This is a genomic window from Streptomyces sp. NRRL WC-3549 (assembly GCF_000721935.1).
GTDB lineage: Bacteria > Actinomycetota > Actinomycetes > Streptomycetales > Streptomycetaceae > Streptomyces.
On record NZ_KL585401.1, the window covers coordinates 98018 to 114974 of the forward strand.

Genomic DNA, 16957 nt, shown 5'->3' on the forward strand with positions numbered 1-16957 from the left:
CCCGCGTACAGCAGGGCGCCGTGCAGCCGCTCCTGATCGGTGGGCGGCCCCGGGTGCAGGAGGTAGACGCCGGGCAGCAACTGCTGCCACGGACCGCCGGACAGGCACTGGGCGGCGGCCTGCGCGGCGGTCACCCCCTCGGCGCGCAACTGCTGGGCGGACCACACGCGGTGGTGGACGCCGTGGAGGGGGTGGGTGGTGAGGGTGTTCCGGTTCATGCACCGGAGGTTCCCGCAGCGCCCGCCGGCCGGCGACCGGTGTTACACGTCCGTCGACGTACCAGGACACCGCCGTACTGAAGCACGGCGCTCCGGTGTCCCGGACGACCGGTCACGCCGGGGAGTGCGCGGCGCGCGCCCCGCGTACGTATGCGGGACGCGCGCCGGGGGCTCACGCCGCCGCGTCGCGCTCCTGGGCCCGCAGCGCCCGGGCCAGGTCGTCCCGCGCCTCCAGGACGAGACGGCGCAGCGCGGGGGCCGCGTCCGGGTGCGAGGTGAGCCAGGCGTCCGTCGCGGTCAGCGTCGCGGGGTCGTCCTGGAGCCCCGGGAACAGACCCTTGACCACGTCCATGCCGATCTGGATGGAGCGCTCGGCCCACACCCCGCTCGATCGCCTCGAAGTACGCGGCCGTGTACGGCGCCAGCAGCTCCCGCTGCGAGGGCTGCTCGAAGCCCGCGATGGTCGCCTCGACGAACGCGTTGGACAGCTCGTCCGACTCCACGACCTCGGCCCAGGCCTGCGCCTTGACCGCCGCCGAGGGCCGCGAGGCCAGGCACCGCACGTGGTGCCGCTTGCCGGACGCCGTGTCGTCGCGGGCCAGCTCGGCGTCGACGGCCTCCTCACCGGCGGCCCCGTGCGCGACCAGCGGGGACAGGAACGCCCAGCGCAGTTCCTGGTCGACCTCCAGGCCCTCGATCACGGCCGAACCGTCCAGCAGCGCACCCAGCAGCTGGAGGTCCGCGTCCGAGGTGGCCACCGCCGCGAAGAACCGGGCCCACGTCAGCTGGTGCTGGCTGCCCGCCTCCGCGTGGCGCAGCTCCCGCAGCGCACCCTCGGCCAGGGCCGTGCCGCCCTCCGCGCGCCGGCCGGGGGTGGTGTAGCGCACCAGGGCGGACTGGGCCCAGGCGTGCAGCATCTGGAGCACGCCGATGTCGCTCTCCCGCCCGGCGAAGGCCAGGACCAGCGCGACGAAGTCACGGGCCGGCAGCAGGGCGTCCCGCGTCAGGTTCCACAGCGCGGACCAGCACAGGGCGCGGGCCAGCGGGTCGGTGACCGAACCGAGGTGCTCGCGCAGGGTGGCCAGCGACCGCTCGTCGAAGCGGACCTTGCAGTACGTCAGGTCGTCGTCGTTGACCAGCACCAGATCGGGCTTCTCGGCCCCGGCCAGCTCCGCGACGACGGTCCGCTCCCCGGCCACGTCCGTCTCCGCCCGGGCGTACCGGACCAGTCCGCCGTCCGGGTCCAGCCGGTACAGGCCCACCGCGACCCGGTGCGGGCGCAGCTCGGGGTGCGAGGCGGCGGCCTCCTGGGTGACGGCGAGCTCCGCGACGCGGCCCTCGTCGTCGTACGTCACCACCGGGGTCAGCACGTTCACGCCGGCGGTCTGGAGCCAGGAGCGGGACCAGGCCGTCATGTCGCGCCCCGACGTCTCGGCCAGCACCGACAGCAGGTCGCCCAGCTCGGTGTTGCCGTACGCGTGCTGCTTGAAGTAGCGGCGGGCGCCCTCCAGGAAGGCGTCCCGGCCCACGTAGGCCACCAACTGCTTGAGGACCGAGGCGCCCTTGGCGTAGGTGATGCCGTCGAAGTTCAGCTTCGCGTCCTCCAGGTCACGGATGTCGGCCGTGACCGGGTGGGTGGAGGGCAGCTGGTCGGCGCGGTAGGCCCACGCCTTGCGGTTGTTGGCGAAGGTGATCCAGCCGTTGGTGAAACGCGTCGCCTCGACCATCGAGAAGGTGCCCATGAAGTCGGCGAAGGACTCCTTCAGCCACAGGTCGTCCCACCACTTCATGGTGACCAGGTCGCCGAACCACATGTGCGCCATCTCGTGCAGGATGACGTTGGCGCGGCGCTCGTAGGAGGCCGAGGTGACCTTGGACCGGTAGATGTACTCCTCGCGGAAGGTGACCAGGCCCGGGTTCTCCATGGCGCCGAGGTTGTACTCGGGCACGAAGGCCTGGTCGTACTTGCCGAACGGGTACGGGTAGTCGAAGTGGTCGTGGAAGAAGTCCAGGCCCTGCTTGGTGATCAGGAAGACGTCGTCCGCGTCGAAGTACCGGGCCAGGCCCTTGCGGCACATCGCGCTCAGCGGGATCTCCAGCGTCGAGCCGTCGTCGGACGTACGCGTGTAGAGGTCGCTCACGCAATGGTAGGGACCGGCGACGACCACCGTGATGTACGTGGAGATCGGCTTCGTCTCGGCGAAGCGCCACACCTCGCCCTCGTGGAACTCCTCCGCGCCGTTGGAGCGGACCGTCCAGCCCTCGGGCGCCGTCACCTGGAAGCGGTAGGGGGCCTTGAGGTCGGGCTGCTCGAAGTTGGCGAAGACGCGGCGGGCGTCGGCCGGCTCGTACTGCGTGTAGAGGTAGACCTCGCCGTCCTCCGGGTCGACGAAGCGGTGCATGCCCTCGCCGGTCCGGCTGTACGCGCAACGCGCGTCGACCACCAGGACGTTCTCGCCCTCGGCGAGGTCGTCCAGCGCGATCCGCGTGCCGTCGAAGACGGCCGCCGGGTCCAGGTCCTTCCCGTTCAGGGTCACCGAGGTCACGGCGGGGGCGAGCAGGTCGGCGAAGGTCGAGGCCCCCGCACGGGCGGCGCGGAAGCGGATCGTGGTCAGTGAGCGGAAGGTGCGCGGACCGGCCTCCCCGTCGGCGGGATCGCCGACGGCGGAGCGCAGGTCGAGGGCGACCTCGTAACCGTCGACGGTCAGCAGCTCGGCCCGCTCGCGGGCCTCGTCGCGGGACAGGTTTTCACCGGGCACGGAGCACTCCTTTGTGTCTCGGACCGACTGGCGGCCAGGGCGTTTGCCGCGGGGGCGGGTCGCCGGTCGGTCCCGATTCGAACGGCTTTGATCCTCGCATGCGGCCCCCGGCGCCCGCGCACGGGAATGGGGGCGGGCCCCGGCGGTGTTCAGACGCTCAGGTGCAGACCGAGCTCTTGAGGAGAGACATGCCCGAGAACAGCACGTCGAACGGCGCGACCCCGGCCGACTTCTGGTTCGACCCGCTCTGCCCCTGGGCCTGGATGACCTCCCGCTGGATGCTGGAGGTGGAGAAGGTCCGCGACGTCGAGGTCCGCTGGCACGTGATGAGCCTGGCCGTCCTCAACGAGAACAGGCTGGACGAGCTGCCCGAGGAGTACCGGGAGATGATGCGGACCCAGGCCTGGGGCCCGGTCCGGGTGGTCGTGGCCGCGCGGCAGAAGCACGGCGACGAGGTCGTCGGCCCGCTCTACACCGCGCTGGGCACCCGCTTCCACAACAACGGCGAGGGCCCCACCCGCGAGGCGATCGCGGGCGCCCTGGCGGACGTCGGCCTTCCCGCCGAGCTGATCGAGTACGCCGACTCCGACGCGTACGACAAGGAGCTGCGCGCCTCCCACCAGGAGGGCATCGACAAGGTCGGACAGGACGTCGGCACCCCGGTCATCGCCGTCCCCGGCCCCGACGGCGAGCAGATCGCCTTCTTCGGCCCGGTCGTCACCCCCGCCCCCAAGGGCGAGGAGGCGGCGCGGCTCTGGGACGGCACGCTGCTGGTCGCCTCGATCCCCGGCTTCTACGAGATCAAGCGGACCCGCACCCAGGGCCCCGTCTTCGACTGACGGCACCCCGCCCGGCCACCTCCGCCTCACGCCGGAGCCCCGCCGGGCGCCCCGCGCGGTCGTCCGTGATCGGCGCATGCCGGCAGCGCCGCCGGTCCGGAGTCCCGCCGGGCACCCCGGGCATGGGAGAGCCCCCGCGAGTCACGTCCTCGCGGGGGCTCTCCGGTGATCCGCCTGCCGGGTGAAGGCTGAGAAGACGATCACGAGGCAGGACGTCCGGGTGCCGGTGCTCAGGGGGCGAGCAGCAGCACGTTGTCGCGCTCCTTGGCCGCGGCGTAGCGCTTGGCCACGTCCTGCCAGTTGACGACGGCCCACATGGCCTCGATGAAGTCGACCTTCTGGTTCTTGTACTGGAGGTAGAAGGCGTGCTCCCAGGCGTCGAAGACCAGGACCGGCGTCGAGGCCTGGCCGATGTTGCCCTGGTGGTCGTAGACCTGCTCGACGATCAGCCTGCCGCTCAGCGGTTCGTACGCCAGGACGCCCCAGCCCGAACCCTGCGTGGTCGCGGCGGCCTTGGTGAGCTGCGCCTTGAAGCCGGCGAAGGAGCCGAAGGACTCGGTGATCGCGTCCGCCAGATCGCCGACACCGTCCGCCGCCAGGGGCTCGCCTCCGCCGTCACCGGTCATGTTGTGCCAGTAGATCGAGTGGAGGATGTGGCCGGAGAGGTGGAAGGCGAGGCTCTTCTGCAGGCCGTTGATCGCGCCCCAGGTCCCCTTGTCGCGCGCCTCCTCCAGCTGCTCCAGGGTGTCGTTCGCCCCCTTCACGTACGCGGCGTGGTGCTTGTCGTGGTGGAGCTCGATGATCTGCGGGTTGATGACCGGTTCGAGCGCCGCGTAGTCGTAGGGGAGTTCCGGGAGCGTGTACGTGGCCATGGGTGCGAACCCTCCAACTGCTGGCTGGTTGTTATTGCAACTGTGTCGCAATTGCAGGCTAGCAGGAGGTGGGCCCGGAAGTGATCAGCCGATGGTCTCGGGCCGGTCGCCGGTCGCCGGTCGTCGGTCGTGCCGAGGGGTGCCGGCACCGGCGGCCGTGCGTAGGCTGGCCCCGCGAACCGGACAGGCGTAACGGCGACGGACGGCGTGGGGGGCGTGGATGGGCGGCACGGCGACGGCGGCCACGGCACTGGTGATCCAGCACGGCCCCGGAGAGGGTCTCGGCCGCTGGAGGGGCTGGCTGGAGGAGCGCGGGGTCACGGCCCGCGTGGTCCCCGCCCACGAGGGCGCCGTGGTCCCCGACCGCCTGGAACACCCCGCGCTCGTCGTCCTCGGCGGCGGATACCTGCCCGACGACGACGTCCGCGCGCCCTGGCTGCCCGCGACCCGCGCACTCGTGCGCCAGGCCCTCACCGAACGGACCCCGGTGTTCGGTATCTGTCTCGGCGGCCAGATGCTCGCCCAGGTCGCGGGGGGCGAGGTGCGCGGGGAGCACGGAACGCCCGAGTTCGGCAGCACCCGGCTCGGTCTGCGCCCCGAGGCCGAGGACGACCCGCTGTTCCACGGGCTGCCCGCGCACCCCCGGGCCATCGAGAACCACGTCGACGCCGTCACCGCGCTGCCTCCCGGCGCCCACTGGCTGGTGCGCGGCGACGACTGCCCCTACCAGGCGTTCCGGGTCGGTTCCTCGGCGTGGGGCGTGCAGTTCCACCCGGAGACGACGGCCGGCCGCGTCCTGCGCTGGGACCCCGGCCGGCTCCTCCGGTACGGTGCCCCCGCCCCGGAGCTGCTGCACGCCCGCGCCCTGCGGGACGAGCCCGCCGCCACCACCACCTGGCGCACCGTGGCCCACCGCTTCGCCGGCCTGGCCCTCGCGGCGGCGGGGGAGCGGGCCGCTGAGGCCCCTGCCGGGGGGCACCGGCCCGGCGGCCGTCGGGCCGGAGCGGTGACACGAGACGGGAGAGACCGATGATCCGTGTACGGCAGGGGCGCCCCGACGAGGCGGCGACGCTGACCGCCCTGGCCCTGCGGTCCAAGGCGCACTGGGGTTACGACGACGCGTTCCTGGCCGCCTGCCGCGACGAGCTCACCCTCGACCCGGCCGACGTGGCCGCACGGCGCACGGCGGTGGCGGAACGGGACGGCGGGATCCTGGGCTTCACCACGCTGGAGGGCCCACCCCCCAGGGGCGTCCTCGGCATGATGTTCGTCGAGCCGGACGCCATCGGCCAGGGGGTGGGCCGGCTGCTGTTCACGCACGTGCGACAGCAGGCCCGGCGGCTCGGATTCACTGTGCTCACCATCGACTCCGACCCGAACGCCGAGCCCTTCTACACGGCGATGGGAGCGGTGCGCGTCGGGGCGGTCCCGTCCGGATCGATCCCCGGCCGGGTACTGCCGCTGCTCGAACTCGCCCTCGGCTGAGGGCGGCACCCGGGCCCGGCGGCGGGACGGGACCCGGAGGGCGCGGTTCCGGCCGGAGCGGTCCGCGGGCAGCACGGCGGGGGCTCCGGTGGCGGCGGCGGGGGACACAGCGGGGGCGGTGACGGCGGCGGGGGCGGCCGGCTAGGGATTCTCGCGCCGCAGCCCCGGCGCGAGGGCCAGCGTGACCGCGACCGAGGCGAGCGCCATCAGGGCGATCGCCGTCCCGGCGGAGGTCCGCTGCGCCACCGATCCCGCCAGCGCTGCCGCCACGCCCTGCATCGCCAGCATCCCGGAGGAGTGCAGGCCGAGCGCCTGGCCCGTCATCGCCTTCGGGGTGAGCGCTGTCAGGCGCTCCTGGATGAGCAGACTCGCCGAGAAACCGGTGGACGCCACGGTGGCCAGGACCAGAGCCCACGGCAGACCGGGCCGCAGCGCGAACAGCAGATAGGGCGCGGCCAGCAACAGGAGCAGCCGGACGGAGGCCGGGCCCCTGTGGCGGGCGGGGAGGAACCGGCCGGTCAGGGTGTCCCCGGCCAGCATCCCGAGCGCCGCGCAGGCGAACAGCGGCCCCGCCGCGTCGGGCCGGTACGGGACGAAGAGCGACTCGCAGCCGACCACCAGCCCGTTGGGCACCCACAGGGCGAGGTACAGCCTCCGGCGCGGCACCGACGACCACAGCAGCGCGTTCGTCCGCCAGGTCGCGCCCACCGAAGGCCGGCCCGCGGCCCGGGGCGGGCGCCGGACGAGACCGAGCCGGGTGACGGCCGCCCCGGCCAGGTACAGGCCCGCCGCGACGAGCAGGGTCCCGCGCGCGGACAGCACGGCCACCAGGGCACCGCCCACGGCGTACCCGGCGACCTGCACCGACCCCGCGCACATGTTGAGCACCGAACGCCCCAGCAGGTAGGCGTCGTCGGGCAGGATCTCGACGAGCAGCCCGTACCGGGCCCCGCCTGCCACCGCCGCGAGGGACCCCTGCCCGAGGAGCACGGCGAACACCGCCGGCAACGGCAGTCCGGGGAGCGCCAGGACGGCCGTGCCGATGCCGAAGGCGAGCGCCGAACCGGTCAGCGCGGCACGCGGCGGCAGCCGGTCCGCCGCCGACATCAGCAACGTCGCGCCGACCAGTTGGGCCAGCGAGGAGCCGAACATCGACAGGGCGGACAGCAGCGGCGACCCGGTCGAGGTGAACACCAGGAGGCCGAGGGCGAGCCCGCTCGTGGTGGAGGCGGCGCCCTGCAGGGCGCCGGCCGTGAAGAGGGCCCCGAACTGCGGGATGCGGAACACGTCGCGGTAGGTCGGCATGCCCGGGAGTCTCGGCCGGGCGGCGCGGGGCCGTTACTGTTTCGCGGGGAGGCGAAACCATGGGCTGGTGGCGGATCAACGCGGACACCCTGGCGGCAGGCCGCTTCCTCGTGTCGGAGCTGGTCGAGACGGCCGCGACCCTGCAGGCACTGGAGTGCGGCACCGCCTCCCATCCCGCCGAACGCGCGTGGTTCGACGCCCACCGCCCCGCCTACCGGGAGCGGCTCGCCGGGGACCCGGTCGCCGCGCGGCTCGTGAGGATCGGCCTCGGCGGCCTCTGGAACGCCGACTTCCTCACCCCGACCCCCACCGGGAGCGGCGGTTTCGCCCAGGACCTGGCCCGCCTACGGCGGACGCCGCCCGATCAGGCGCGCGCCGATCTGGAGGTGTCCAGGGGCGGTCCGCTGCCGCCCCTGCTGCACCGCCCGGACCTGCCGGAGAAGGCGGCGGACCTGTTGGCGTGGGTGTGGGAGCGGATCGTGCGCCCCGACTGGTCCCGTCGCCGCCGGATCATGGAGGCGGACATCGTGGCGCGAGCCGGGCAGCTGAGCCAGGGCGGCTGGACCGCCGCCCTGGAAGCGATGAACCCCGGTATGCGATGGCTCGGGGGCAGTCGGCTCCAGGTCAACCCGCGGGACTACCCGCCGCGTGAACTCTCCGGTGCCTCACTGGCCTTCGTGCCGGTCACACCGCGTCAGGGCTGGGTCTCCTGGGACGCGGAGGAGCGGCGGTACGCCGTGGTGTACTCCTGCTCCGGGGTGCTGTCGGACGTGCACGGGCAGGCCGTCCCGGACAGCCTCGGCCGACTGCTGGGGCCCGCCCGGGCCGGTGTGCTCGTGCGGCTGGGAAGCCCGAAGAGCACGACCCAGCTCGTGGCACTGACCGGCCAGGGGCTGGGATCGGTCGGCCGCCATCTGAAGGTGCTGACCGATGCGGGGCTGGCCGGGCGGCGGCGGTCGGGCCGGTCGGTGCTCTACTTCCGTACGGAGGCCGGAGAGGTCCTCGTACGGGCTCAGCGCCCGGCCGCCTGAGGCGCCGCCGCCTCCAGCGCGTCGAGGTCACCGGCCATCAGCGCGCGTACGTGCGCGGTGACGTGCTCGGCGGGCCAGTCCCACCAGGCGAGCGCGAGCAGCCGGGCGACGTCCGCGTCGTCGTACCGGACACGGATCAGCCGGGCCGGATTGCCGCCGACCACGCCGTAGTCCGGCACGTCGCGGGTGACGACCGAACCGGCCGCGACGATCGCGCCGTTGCCGATCCGTACACCCGGCAGCACCGTCGCCCCGTTGCCGATCCACACGTCGTGGCCCACCACCGTGTCGCCCCGCACCGGCAGGTCGCTCAGCAGGTCGGCGTGGTCGGCCCACGCACCGCCCAGCATGGGGAAGGGGAAGGTGGACGGGCCGTCCATGCGGTGGTTGGCGCCGTTCATGAGGAACCGCACCCCGGTCGCCAGCGCGCAGTACCTGCCGATGACCAGTCGCTCCGGGCCGTAGTGGTACAGCACGTTGCGGGTCTCGAACTCCGTCGCGTGCTCGGGGTCGTCGTAGTACGAGTAGTCGCCGGCCTCGATCAACGGCGACGTCACCAGCGGCTTCAGCTGGACCACCCGCGGCTGGCCCGCCATCGGGTGCAGCACGGAGGGGTCGGGAGGCGAGGAAGTCATCCGGACACCCTCTCAGCGGGGGACGGCGGGGGCCAAGGGGATATCAGGCGCCCGGCGTGCGCGCGGCCCGCCGCTGCCGTACCAGCCCGATGACGACCAGCACCGCCGTCAGCGCCCCGGTCGCCAGCAGCTGGTCCCGGGTGTCGGGCTGACGCAGCATCAGCAGGAAGATGCCGGCCATCGCCAGCAGCGCCACGACCGTCAGGACCGGGAAGAGCCACATCCGTACGACGAGCTTCTCCGGCGCCTCGCGCTCCAGCCGGCCGCGCAGGACCAGCTGGGAGACGGCGATGAAGATCCAGACGACCAGGATCACCGCACCGATCATGTTCAGCAGCCACGGGAAGACGTCGTCGGGACGCCAGTAGCTGAGCAGCACGCAGAGGAAGCCGAAGAGCGAGGAGGCCAGCACGGCGTTGCGCGGGACACCGGAGGAGACCGTGCCGAGCCGCCGGGGCCCCTGGCCGCGCGCCACCAGGGAGCACGCCATGCGCGAGGCGCCGTAGATGTTGGCGTTCATCGCGGAGAGCAGCGCGATCAGGATGACCACGTTCATGATCTCCGCGGCTCCGCTGATCCCGAGGTGGTCCAGCGTCGCGTAGAACGGCCCGACCTCGGCGACCTTCGGGTCGTCCCAGGGGACGAGGGCGACGATGACCGCCATCGAACCGACGTAGAACACCGCGATCCGCCACATCGCCGTGCGCACGGCCTTGGCGACGCCGCGCACCGGGTTCTCCGACTCGGCCGCCGCGATGGTGACGGTCTCCAGGCCGCCGTACGCGAACACGGAGGCCAGCAGCCCGATGATGAACCCCTCCGAACCGTTCGGCAGGAAGCCGCCCTCGCCGGTGAGGTTCGAGGAGCCGGGGGAGTCGGTGCCGGGCAGCACGCCGAGGATCGCGAGCACACCGAGGACCAGGAAGAGGCTGATCGCGATCACCTTGAGCGCGGCGAACCAGAACTCGAACTCGCCGAAGTTCTTCACGGCCGCGAGGTTCGTACCGAGGAAGACCAGCATGAACAGCGCGACCCAGGCCCACTCCGGAGTGCCCGGCAGCCAGCCCGTGACGATCTGCGCGGCGCCGATGCCCTCCAGGCCGACCGCCACACAGAGCAGCACCCAGAACGCCCACCCCGCGGTGAAACCGGCCCACGGGCCGATCGCCCGCTCGGCGTGGACCGAGAAGGAGCCGGAGGCCGGATCGGCGGCCGACATCTCGCCGAGCATCCGCATCACGAACATCACCAGCAGCCCGGAGACGCCGTAGGCGATGACGATGGAGGGGCCCGCGGCGGCGATACCGGCGCCGGAGCCGACGAACAGCCCCGCCCCGATCACGCCCCCCAGGGCGATCATCGAGAGATGGCGCTGCTTCAGGCCGTGGGTGAGGGCCGAATCGGCGGGGGGCGCGGCGTCCGTGGGGGGAGGCGCGGAGGTCCGGGACATGGACGGCTCTGTTCGCTGGACGGGACTGGGTCGGACCACAGTCTGAGCACGGGGTCCGCCCTCGGGGTACGGATGTCCGCTATACGGTCACCGGACTCACACAAGGTGTCCATCCGGACACGGCCCCGTCATCCGGACCGGCCCGCCCGCGCCTGCCGTACGACGGCCACGAGCAGGACCAGCCCGGTGGCCCCCGCCGACCACAGCACCTGCGTACGGGCGGCGTCGTCGGTGAGCATCAGCAGCAGGACGGCCAGCAGGGCGGCGAGCGTCAGCCACGTCAGCCACGGGAAACACCACATCCGCAGGGGCAGCCCGCCGGGCGTCTCCCGCTCCAGCCGGCGCCGCAGCCGCAGCTGGGAGGCGGCGATCAGCCCCCAGACGAACAGCAGGACCGCGCCCACCGAGTTGAGCAGGTAGAGGAAGACCGAGTCGGGCCACCTCAGATTGAGCAGCACGGAGACGAAGCCGAAGGCCACCGACGCCAGCACCGCCCGGCGCGGGACCCCGCCGCCCGGCCCCCTGCCGCGGCCCGAGACCTTCAGCAGGCCGCGGGGCGCCTCGCCCCGCTCGGCCAGCGAGAAGATCATCCGGGAGGAGCCGTAGAGGTTGGCGTTGAGCGCCGAGAGGAGGGCCACGAACACCACGATGTTCATGATCTGCCCCGCCGAGGGCACCCCGAGCTCGTCCAGGACCTTCACGTACGGGCTGAACCCCGCCCGCTGCGCGGTCCACGGCAGGACGGTCACGATCACCAGCATCGAGCCGACGTAGAAGAAGAGGATGCGCACCACCGCGCTGCGCACCGCGCGTCCCACCGCGCGCGCCGGGTCGTCGGTCTCGGCCGCCGCGATCGTCACGACCTCCAGCCCGCCGAAGGCGAAGACCACCGAGAGCACACCGGCGACGACCCCGTCCCAGCCGTTCGGCAGGAACCCGCCCCGGCCGGTGAGGTTGCCGAACCCCACCGGGTCGGTGTCCGGCAGCAGACCGAAGACGGCCAGCGCGCCCAGCACCAGGAAGACCACGATGGCGGTGACCTTGAGCGCGGCGAACCAGAACTCGAACTCGCCGAAGTTCTTCACCGCCGTCAGGTTGGCCACCGTGAAGACCACCATGAACAGCAGCACCCAGAGCCACTGGCCCACCGCCGGAACCCAGCCGTGGGCGATCTGCGCCGCCGCCGTCGCCTCGACGGCGAGCACCACCACCAGCATGAACCAGTAGAGCCAGCCCGCACTGAACCCCGCCCAGCGGCCCAGCGCGCGCTCCGCGTGGACGGAGAAGGAACCGGACGCGGGCATCGCCGCGGACATCTCGCCGAGCATCCGCATCACCAGCATCGCGAGCGCCCCGGCGATCAGGTACGACACGGTGACGGCCGGTCCGGCGACCGAGATCCCGGCGCCCGAGCCGACGAAGAGCCCGGCACCGATCACCCCGCCCAGTCCCAGCATGGTCAGATGGCGCTGTTTGAGGCCGGGCGCCAGGGGCTCCGGCGGAACAGGGGGGAGGGTGGGGGAAGACGCGTCGTGCATGGGGGGCGGGTCACTCTCGGATGATTATGGGGAACCTACAGTCTCACGCGGCGCGCCCCTTCCCCTTCGCCGGAGCGATTCCACCCCCACCACCGTGACAAGCGTCACCCCGTCGAGTTGTTGCGGAAGCTGCTTTGTGTGAACCCCACTAACCCCTCAACTGCCGCTTTGTGGGCCGCCGACGGTGATCGCGTGAGGGCCGGTCGGCTAACGTCGCCTACGATCTGCCCACCTCTCACCGCGGAGTCCCGATGAGCACTGCTGCCGCCGCCCCCGTCCGTTCCGGAGCGGTCCTCGCCGACCTGCTGCCCGCAGCCCGGCACCGCTACGCGGTGGACACCGCGCTGGTCGTCGGCGGCGCCGCCCTGACCGGCATCGCCGCCCAGATCGCCGTGCCCGTGCCCGGCTCCCCGGTCCCCGTCACCGGCCAGACCTTCGCGGCGCTGCTCATCGGTACCGCCCTCGGCGCCCGCCGGGGTTTCCTCTCCCTCGCCCTGTACGCGCTCGTCGGCATGGCGGGCGTGCCGTGGTTCTCCGAGGGCAGCTCCGGCCCCGGCGGCGCCTCGTTCGGCTACGTCCTCGGGATGCTGCTCGCCGCCACCGTCGTCGGCGGCCTCGCCCGCCGGGGCGGTGACCGCTCGGTGCTGCGCACCGCGGGCACGATGGCGGTCGGCTCGCTGATCATCTACGCGGTGGGCGTGCCGTACCTGGCGCTCTCCACCGGGATGTCGATGAGCGCCGCCGTCGCGGCCGGCCTGGTGCCGTTCCTGATCGGTGACGCGCTGAAGGCCGCCCTGGCCATGGGCGCGCTGCCCGCGTCCTGGAAGCTCATCGGGCGTCGCGGCTGACGCCGTACGGACCACCGAAGAGGCTCGCCGGGTCGCGTGACGCGACAGCGGACCGGCGAGCCTCCCGGCTGTCCGGGCGGGGGCGGGGCCGTGGCGAAGGCCCTCCGTGCGCCCGCAGGCCCCCGTGGCGGGGGCCGGCCGGGAGACCCGGCGTCCGCCGTCAGGTACGGCCGCGCGTCACTCGGCCGATGCCGCCCCCGCCTTCTTGCCGAGGGCCTCGCGCACCAGTGAGACGGCCACCACCAGCGCGGCGACCAGCAGCGAGAGCAGGACCTGCTCGCGGCCCGCGTCGTCGGTCAGCATGTAGACCAGCACGAACGAGATCATCGCGATCGTCGCCCAGGTCAGATACGGGAAGAGCCACATCCTCACGACCAGCTTCTCGGGCTGCTCGCGCAGGATGATGCCGCGCATCCGCAGCTGCGTGAAGCAGATGACCAGCCAGACGAACAGGGCGACGGCGCCGGAGGAGTTCAGCAGGAACTGGAACACCGTGTCGGGCCACTGGTAGTTGAAGAAGACCGCCACGAAGCCGAACACGACGGACGAGAGGATGGCCGCCTGCGGCACACCCCGTTTGCTGACCCGGGCGAAAGCACGGGGGGCGTCGCCGCGCCGGCCGAGCGAGAAGGCCATCCGGGACGCGGTGTAGAGGCCGGAGTTGAGGCAGGACAGCACCGCCGTGAGCACGATGACGTTCATGACCTGCCCGGCGTGCGGGATGCCGACGGAGTTGAGCGCGGCGACGTACGAACCGTCCTTGACGATCGAGGCGTCGTTCCACGGCAGCAGCGTCAGGACGACGAAGATCGAGCCCAGGTAGAAGACGGCGATGCGCCAGATCACGCTGTTGGTAGCCCTCGAGACGGCGCGCTGCGGGTTCGAGGACTCACCGGCGGCGAGCGTCACGATCTCGCTGCCCATGAAGGAGAAGACGACCATCAGGATGCCGGTGAGGATCGCCCCCGGGCCCTCGGGGAAGAAGCCGCCGGAGTCCGTGAGGTGGGCGAGGCCCGCGCCGGGGTTGTCGGAGCCCGGGAGCACGCCGAAGACGGCGAGCAGGCCGACGACGACGAAGGCGCCGATCGCCACGACCTTGATCCCGGCGAACCAGAACTCGAACTCCCCGTAGCTGCCGACCGAGACCAGGTTGGTGGCCGTCAGGACGACCATGACGATCAGCGCCCAGGCCCACTGGGGCACCGCCGGGACCCAGCCCTCCAGGATCGTGGCGCCCGCCGTGGCCTCGACGGCGAGCACCACGACCCAGAAGAACCAGTACAGCCAGCCGATCGAGAAGCCCGCCCAGCGGCCCAGGGCCTGGTCGGCGTAGGCGGAGAAGGAGCCGGAGGACGGCCGGGCGGCGGCCATCTCCCCGAGCATCCGCATGACGAACACGACCATCATGCCGACCAGGGCGTAGGACACCAGGATGGCCGGTCCCGCCGCGGCGATGCCGGCACCGGAGCCGACGAAGAGCCCGGCGCCGATGACACCGCCGATGGCGATCATCGACAGGTGCCTGTTCTTGAGGCCGGCCTGGAGGCCGTCACCGGCCCCCTGCCCGCCCGGCTCCTCGGGCTGTCGGCCCTGCTCCGTCAGCGTCGTCTGCGACGTCATGGTCGAATCCTCACGTGTGCGGATCATGTGTCCCGGCCCTGCCGTCGCGGGGGTGGTGCCACGGCGGACGAGGCATTGAAGCCCGGCCGGGCCGTGGATCGGAACCCCGGGTTCCGCTTATTTGACCCGATCATTGCCCGAGCGCCCTCGCAGCCGCCCGGTCCGGACCCGGGGCCCGGCCGCCGTGCGCCGGGGCCCCGACCCCGCTGACGGCTACCCCGGCCGGTCCGTGTCACACTTCGCACATGCGCGTGTACCTCGGCTCCGACCATGCCGGCTACGAACTCAAGAACCACCTCGTCGAGTGGCTCACCGCTCACGGCCACGAGGCCGTCGACTGCGGTCCCCACATCTATGACGCCCAGGACGACTACCCGCCGTTCTGCCTCCGTGCCGCCGAGCGGACGGCCGCGGACAAGGACAGCCTCGGCATCGTCATCGGCGGCTCGGGCAACGGCGAGCAGATCGCCGCCAACAAGGTCAAGGGCGTCCGCGCCGCACTCGCCTGGAGCGAGCAGACCGCCGCCCTCGGCCGTGAGCACAACGACGCCAACGTCGTGGCCATCGGCGGACGGATGCACACGGTCGAGGAGTCCACGAAGTTCGTCGAGATCTTCCTGAACACCCCGTACTCCGGCGAGGAGCGCCACACCCGCCGCATCGACATGCTCTCGGCGTACGAGAACACCGGTGAGCTCCCGCCGGTCCCGGCCCACCACCCGCAGCAGGGCTGACCACCGCAGCCGTACCCGCTCACCCGTGCCGCCGGCCCGTCGCCCGGCGGCACGGTCGTTCCACCGAGCCGCCGCCGAGCCCCACTCCGGCGAGCCGCTGCCACCCAGCCGTCCGGACCGAGGAGACCGCCGTGCCCGAGGGGCATACGATCCACCGCCTCGCCGCGGACCACCGCGCACGGTTCGCGGGCTCCCCGGTACGGGTCAGCAGCCCGCAGGGGAAGTTCGCCGCGAGCGCCGCGCTGCTCGACGGCCGGACCCTCACGGAGACCGACGCCCACGGCAAGCACCTGTTCCTGGGCTTCGACGGGGCCGGCTGGGTCCACATCCACCTCGGCCTCTTCGGCAAGCTCGGCTTCGGCGCCGCCCCCGCGCCCCCGCCCACCGACACCGTCCGGCTGCGCCTGGTCAACGCCTCCGACTACGCCGACCTGCGTGGCCCCACCACCTGCGCCCTGATCACCGAGGCCGAGAAGCGCGCGATACACGAGCGGCTCGGCCCGGACCCGCTGCGCGAGGACAAGGACGGCGAGCGGGCCTGGCAACGGATCTCCCGGAGCCGGGTCACCGTCGCCGCCCTGCTGATGGACCAGAAGGTCGTCGCGGGCGTCGGCAACGTCTACCGTGCGGAGGTCCTCTTCCGGCACGGCATCGACCCCTACCGCCCGGGCAAGGACCTCACCAGGGCCGAGTGGGACGCGGTCTGGGCCGACCTCGGCGTCCTGATGCGCGAGGGCGTACGCAACAACCGCATCGACACCGTCCGCCCCGAGCACCTGCCCGAGGCCATGGGCCGCCCGCCGCGCGTCGACGACCACGGCGGCGAGGTCTACGTCTACCGCCGGGCCCGGCAGGCCTGCCACATCTGCGCCACCGAGATCCGTACGGCCGACCTCGCCGCCCGCAACCTCTTCTGGTGCCCGTCCTGCCAGCGCCCGCGCTGAGCGGGCCCGTCCGGGGGCGCGGGCGCCGGGCAGCCGCCGCCCGCGATCAGAAACCGTGCGGGCACCACGGCGCGACGTCCCAGGAGAACGCCGTCGCCGCCTCCGCCACCGTCCCGGGCCGGTGCTCCCGCACCAGTCCGGCCGCCGCCAGGGCCGTCAGCGACACCCCGCCCAGGTAGGCGGCCCCCAGCTCCCGCACCGACAGCGAGAGGTCCGCCCGGTCCTCGGTCCGCCGGCAGGACGCCTCCCCCTCGGCGTCACCCGTCAGCCGCCAACGCCCCGCGTTCCACGGGCAGAAGTCGTCCTCGACCTCCAGGACCAGGTCCACCGGGGCCCGGTAACGCCGGGCCTCCAGCGCCGCACCCACGTCGACCAGGCGTACGTACAGCCCGTCCCGCACCCGCACCTCGCAGCGCCGGACGTCCGAGACCAGCCGGAGCACGGCGTCGTCCGCCGGGCGGTTGCCGCACTCGACCACCGAGGTCAGGTCGATCCCGAACAGGAAGCGCCACAGCGCCGCGTAGGAAGCCGGGTCCAGCGCCGCCAGGTCGCGCACGGCGACCGTGCCCCGGGGCCCGGCCTCGTCCCACGCGGGCCGGAGGTGGTAGGTGACGTACCCGGAGACCTCGCCGTCCCGCTCCGCGAGGACGCAGATCAGGGCGGAGCCACCGCCCCGGCC

General features: G+C 72.8%; 14 protein-coding genes and 2 pseudogenes. 7 read left to right on the plus strand and 9 right to left on the minus strand.

The features are described 5' to 3' along the window. Positions 1 to 218 (minus strand): annotated as a pseudogene (locus tag IH13_RS0116945) (hypothetical protein); the annotation flags it as partial. A gap of 172 nt (positions 219 to 390) precedes the next feature. Further along, positions 391 to 2977 (minus strand): annotated as a pseudogene (gene pepN, locus IH13_RS37715) (aminopeptidase N). 188 nt (positions 2978 to 3165) lie between these two features. Here pepN and IH13_RS0116955 point away from each other — a divergent pair. Beyond that, the gene (locus tag IH13_RS0116955; protein ID WP_031085291.1) at positions 3166 to 3816 is read left to right on the plus strand and encodes a mycothiol-dependent nitroreductase Rv2466c family protein; all 651 of its coding nucleotides are present in this window, start codon (positions 3166 to 3168) and stop codon (positions 3814 to 3816) included. 230 nt (positions 3817 to 4046) lie between these two features. On the opposite strand, the gene IH13_RS0116960 is transcribed toward IH13_RS0116955, so the two are convergent. After that, the gene (locus tag IH13_RS0116960) at positions 4047 to 4688 is read right to left on the minus strand and encodes a superoxide dismutase (protein ID WP_031085293.1); all 642 of its coding nucleotides are present in this window, start codon (positions 4686 to 4688) and stop codon (positions 4047 to 4049) included. 220 nt (positions 4689 to 4908) lie between these two features. On the opposite strand from IH13_RS0116960, the gene IH13_RS0116965 reads away from it, so the two are divergent. Continuing rightward, positions 4909 to 5721, plus strand: coding sequence for a type 1 glutamine amidotransferase (locus IH13_RS0116965; RefSeq protein ID WP_082317629.1), 813 nt, complete (start codon positions 4909 to 4911; stop codon positions 5719 to 5721). Beyond that, positions 5718 to 6173 (plus strand): GNAT family N-acetyltransferase, encoded by a 456-nt coding sequence (locus IH13_RS0116970; protein WP_031085297.1) that lies wholly within the window; start codon positions 5718 to 5720, stop codon positions 6171 to 6173. Before IH13_RS0116965 ends, IH13_RS0116970 begins: the two co-directional genes overlap by 4 nt. 141 nt (positions 6174 to 6314) lie before the next feature. Here the strand turns inward: IH13_RS0116970 and IH13_RS0116975 are convergent, their stop codons facing one another. Further along, positions 6315 to 7478: an MFS transporter gene (locus IH13_RS0116975; protein WP_031085298.1), complete on the minus strand. Its 1164-nt coding sequence runs from the start codon at positions 7476 to 7478 to the stop codon at positions 6315 to 6317. Positions 7479 to 7537: 59 nt separating this feature from the next. Here IH13_RS0116975 and IH13_RS0116980 point away from each other — a divergent pair, with 59 nt between their 5' ends. After that, the gene (locus IH13_RS0116980) at positions 7538 to 8509 is read left to right on the plus strand and encodes an ArsR/SmtB family transcription factor (RefSeq protein ID WP_031085301.1); all 972 of its coding nucleotides are present in this window, start codon (positions 7538 to 7540) and stop codon (positions 8507 to 8509) included. Here the strand turns inward: IH13_RS0116980 and IH13_RS0116985 are convergent. The 3 genes from IH13_RS0116985 to IH13_RS0116995 all read right to left on the minus strand — a co-directional run bounded on the left by IH13_RS0116985 (position 8491) and on the right by IH13_RS0116995 (position 12132). Beyond that, positions 8491 to 9144, minus strand: coding sequence for a CatB-related O-acetyltransferase (locus IH13_RS0116985; RefSeq protein WP_031085303.1), 654 nt, complete (start codon positions 9142 to 9144; stop codon positions 8491 to 8493). The genes IH13_RS0116980 and IH13_RS0116985 overlap by 19 nt on opposite strands. 43 nt (positions 9145 to 9187) lie before the next feature. Next, a complete protein-coding gene (locus IH13_RS0116990; RefSeq protein ID WP_031085305.1) occupies positions 9188 to 10594 on the minus strand; it encodes an amino acid permease in 1407 nt (468 codons plus the stop codon). Between the two features lie 128 nt (positions 10595 to 10722). Further along, positions 10723 to 12132: an amino acid permease gene (locus IH13_RS0116995; RefSeq protein ID WP_031085308.1), complete on the minus strand. Its 1410-nt coding sequence runs from the start codon at positions 12130 to 12132 to the stop codon at positions 10723 to 10725. A 251-nt stretch (positions 12133 to 12383) separates the two neighbouring features. Between IH13_RS0116995 and IH13_RS0117000 the strand changes: the two genes are divergently transcribed. Then, entirely contained in the window at positions 12384 to 12980 is a 597-nt protein-coding gene (locus IH13_RS0117000) for a biotin transporter BioY (protein WP_031085309.1), read from the plus strand. A 177-nt stretch (positions 12981 to 13157) separates the two neighbouring features. Here the strand turns inward: IH13_RS0117000 and IH13_RS0117005 are convergent, their stop codons facing one another. Continuing rightward, positions 13158 to 14600, minus strand: a complete 1443-nt coding sequence (locus IH13_RS0117005) for an amino acid permease (RefSeq protein ID WP_031085311.1) — start codon at positions 14598 to 14600, stop codon at positions 13158 to 13160. A 245-nt stretch (positions 14601 to 14845) separates the two neighbouring features. On the opposite strand from IH13_RS0117005, the gene IH13_RS0117010 reads away from it, so the two are divergent. Both IH13_RS0117010 and IH13_RS0117015 read left to right on the plus strand, forming a co-directional pair. Next, a complete protein-coding gene (locus tag IH13_RS0117010) occupies positions 14846 to 15334 on the plus strand; it encodes a ribose-5-phosphate isomerase (protein ID WP_031085312.1) in 489 nt (162 codons plus the stop codon). A gap of 131 nt (positions 15335 to 15465) precedes the next feature. Then, a complete protein-coding gene (locus tag IH13_RS0117015; protein ID WP_031085313.1) occupies positions 15466 to 16278 on the plus strand; it encodes an Fpg/Nei family DNA glycosylase in 813 nt (270 codons plus the stop codon). Positions 16279 to 16324: 46 nt separating this feature from the next. On the opposite strand, the gene IH13_RS0117020 is transcribed toward IH13_RS0117015, so the two are convergent. Then, positions 16325 to 16957: sterol carrier protein domain-containing protein (locus IH13_RS0117020; protein WP_037841579.1), on the minus strand; the 633-nt coding region annotated here is incomplete at its 5' end.

Excerpts from the sequence above, each read along its gene's own strand:
- IH13_RS0116955 (WP_031085291.1), top strand. The coding sequence starts at position 3,166 with ATGCCCGAGAACAGCACGTCGAACGGCGCGACCCCGGCCGACTTCTGG.
- IH13_RS0116960 (WP_031085293.1), bottom strand. The coding sequence starts at position 4,688 with ATGGCCACGTACACGCTCCCGGAACTCCCCTACGACTACGCGGCGCTC.
- IH13_RS0116965 (WP_082317629.1), top strand. The coding sequence starts at position 4,909 with ATGGGCGGCACGGCGACGGCGGCCACGGCACTGGTGATCCAGCACGGC.
- IH13_RS0116970 (WP_031085297.1), top strand. The coding sequence starts at position 5,718 with ATGATCCGTGTACGGCAGGGGCGCCCCGACGAGGCGGCGACGCTGACC.
- IH13_RS0116975 (WP_031085298.1), bottom strand. The coding sequence starts at position 7,478 with ATGCCGACCTACCGCGACGTGTTCCGCATCCCGCAGTTCGGGGCCCTC.
- IH13_RS0116980 (WP_031085301.1), top strand. The coding sequence starts at position 7,538 with ATGGGCTGGTGGCGGATCAACGCGGACACCCTGGCGGCAGGCCGCTTC.
- IH13_RS0116985 (WP_031085303.1), bottom strand. The coding sequence starts at position 9,144 with ATGACTTCCTCGCCTCCCGACCCCTCCGTGCTGCACCCGATGGCGGGC.
- IH13_RS0116990 (WP_031085305.1), bottom strand. The coding sequence starts at position 10,594 with ATGTCCCGGACCTCCGCGCCTCCCCCCACGGACGCCGCGCCCCCCGCC.
- IH13_RS0116995 (WP_031085308.1), bottom strand. The coding sequence starts at position 12,132 with ATGCACGACGCGTCTTCCCCCACCCTCCCCCCTGTTCCGCCGGAGCCC.
- IH13_RS0117000 (WP_031085309.1), top strand. The coding sequence starts at position 12,384 with ATGAGCACTGCTGCCGCCGCCCCCGTCCGTTCCGGAGCGGTCCTCGCC.
- IH13_RS0117005 (WP_031085311.1), bottom strand. The coding sequence starts at position 14,600 with ATGACGTCGCAGACGACGCTGACGGAGCAGGGCCGACAGCCCGAGGAG.
- IH13_RS0117010 (WP_031085312.1), top strand. The coding sequence starts at position 14,846 with ATGCGCGTGTACCTCGGCTCCGACCATGCCGGCTACGAACTCAAGAAC.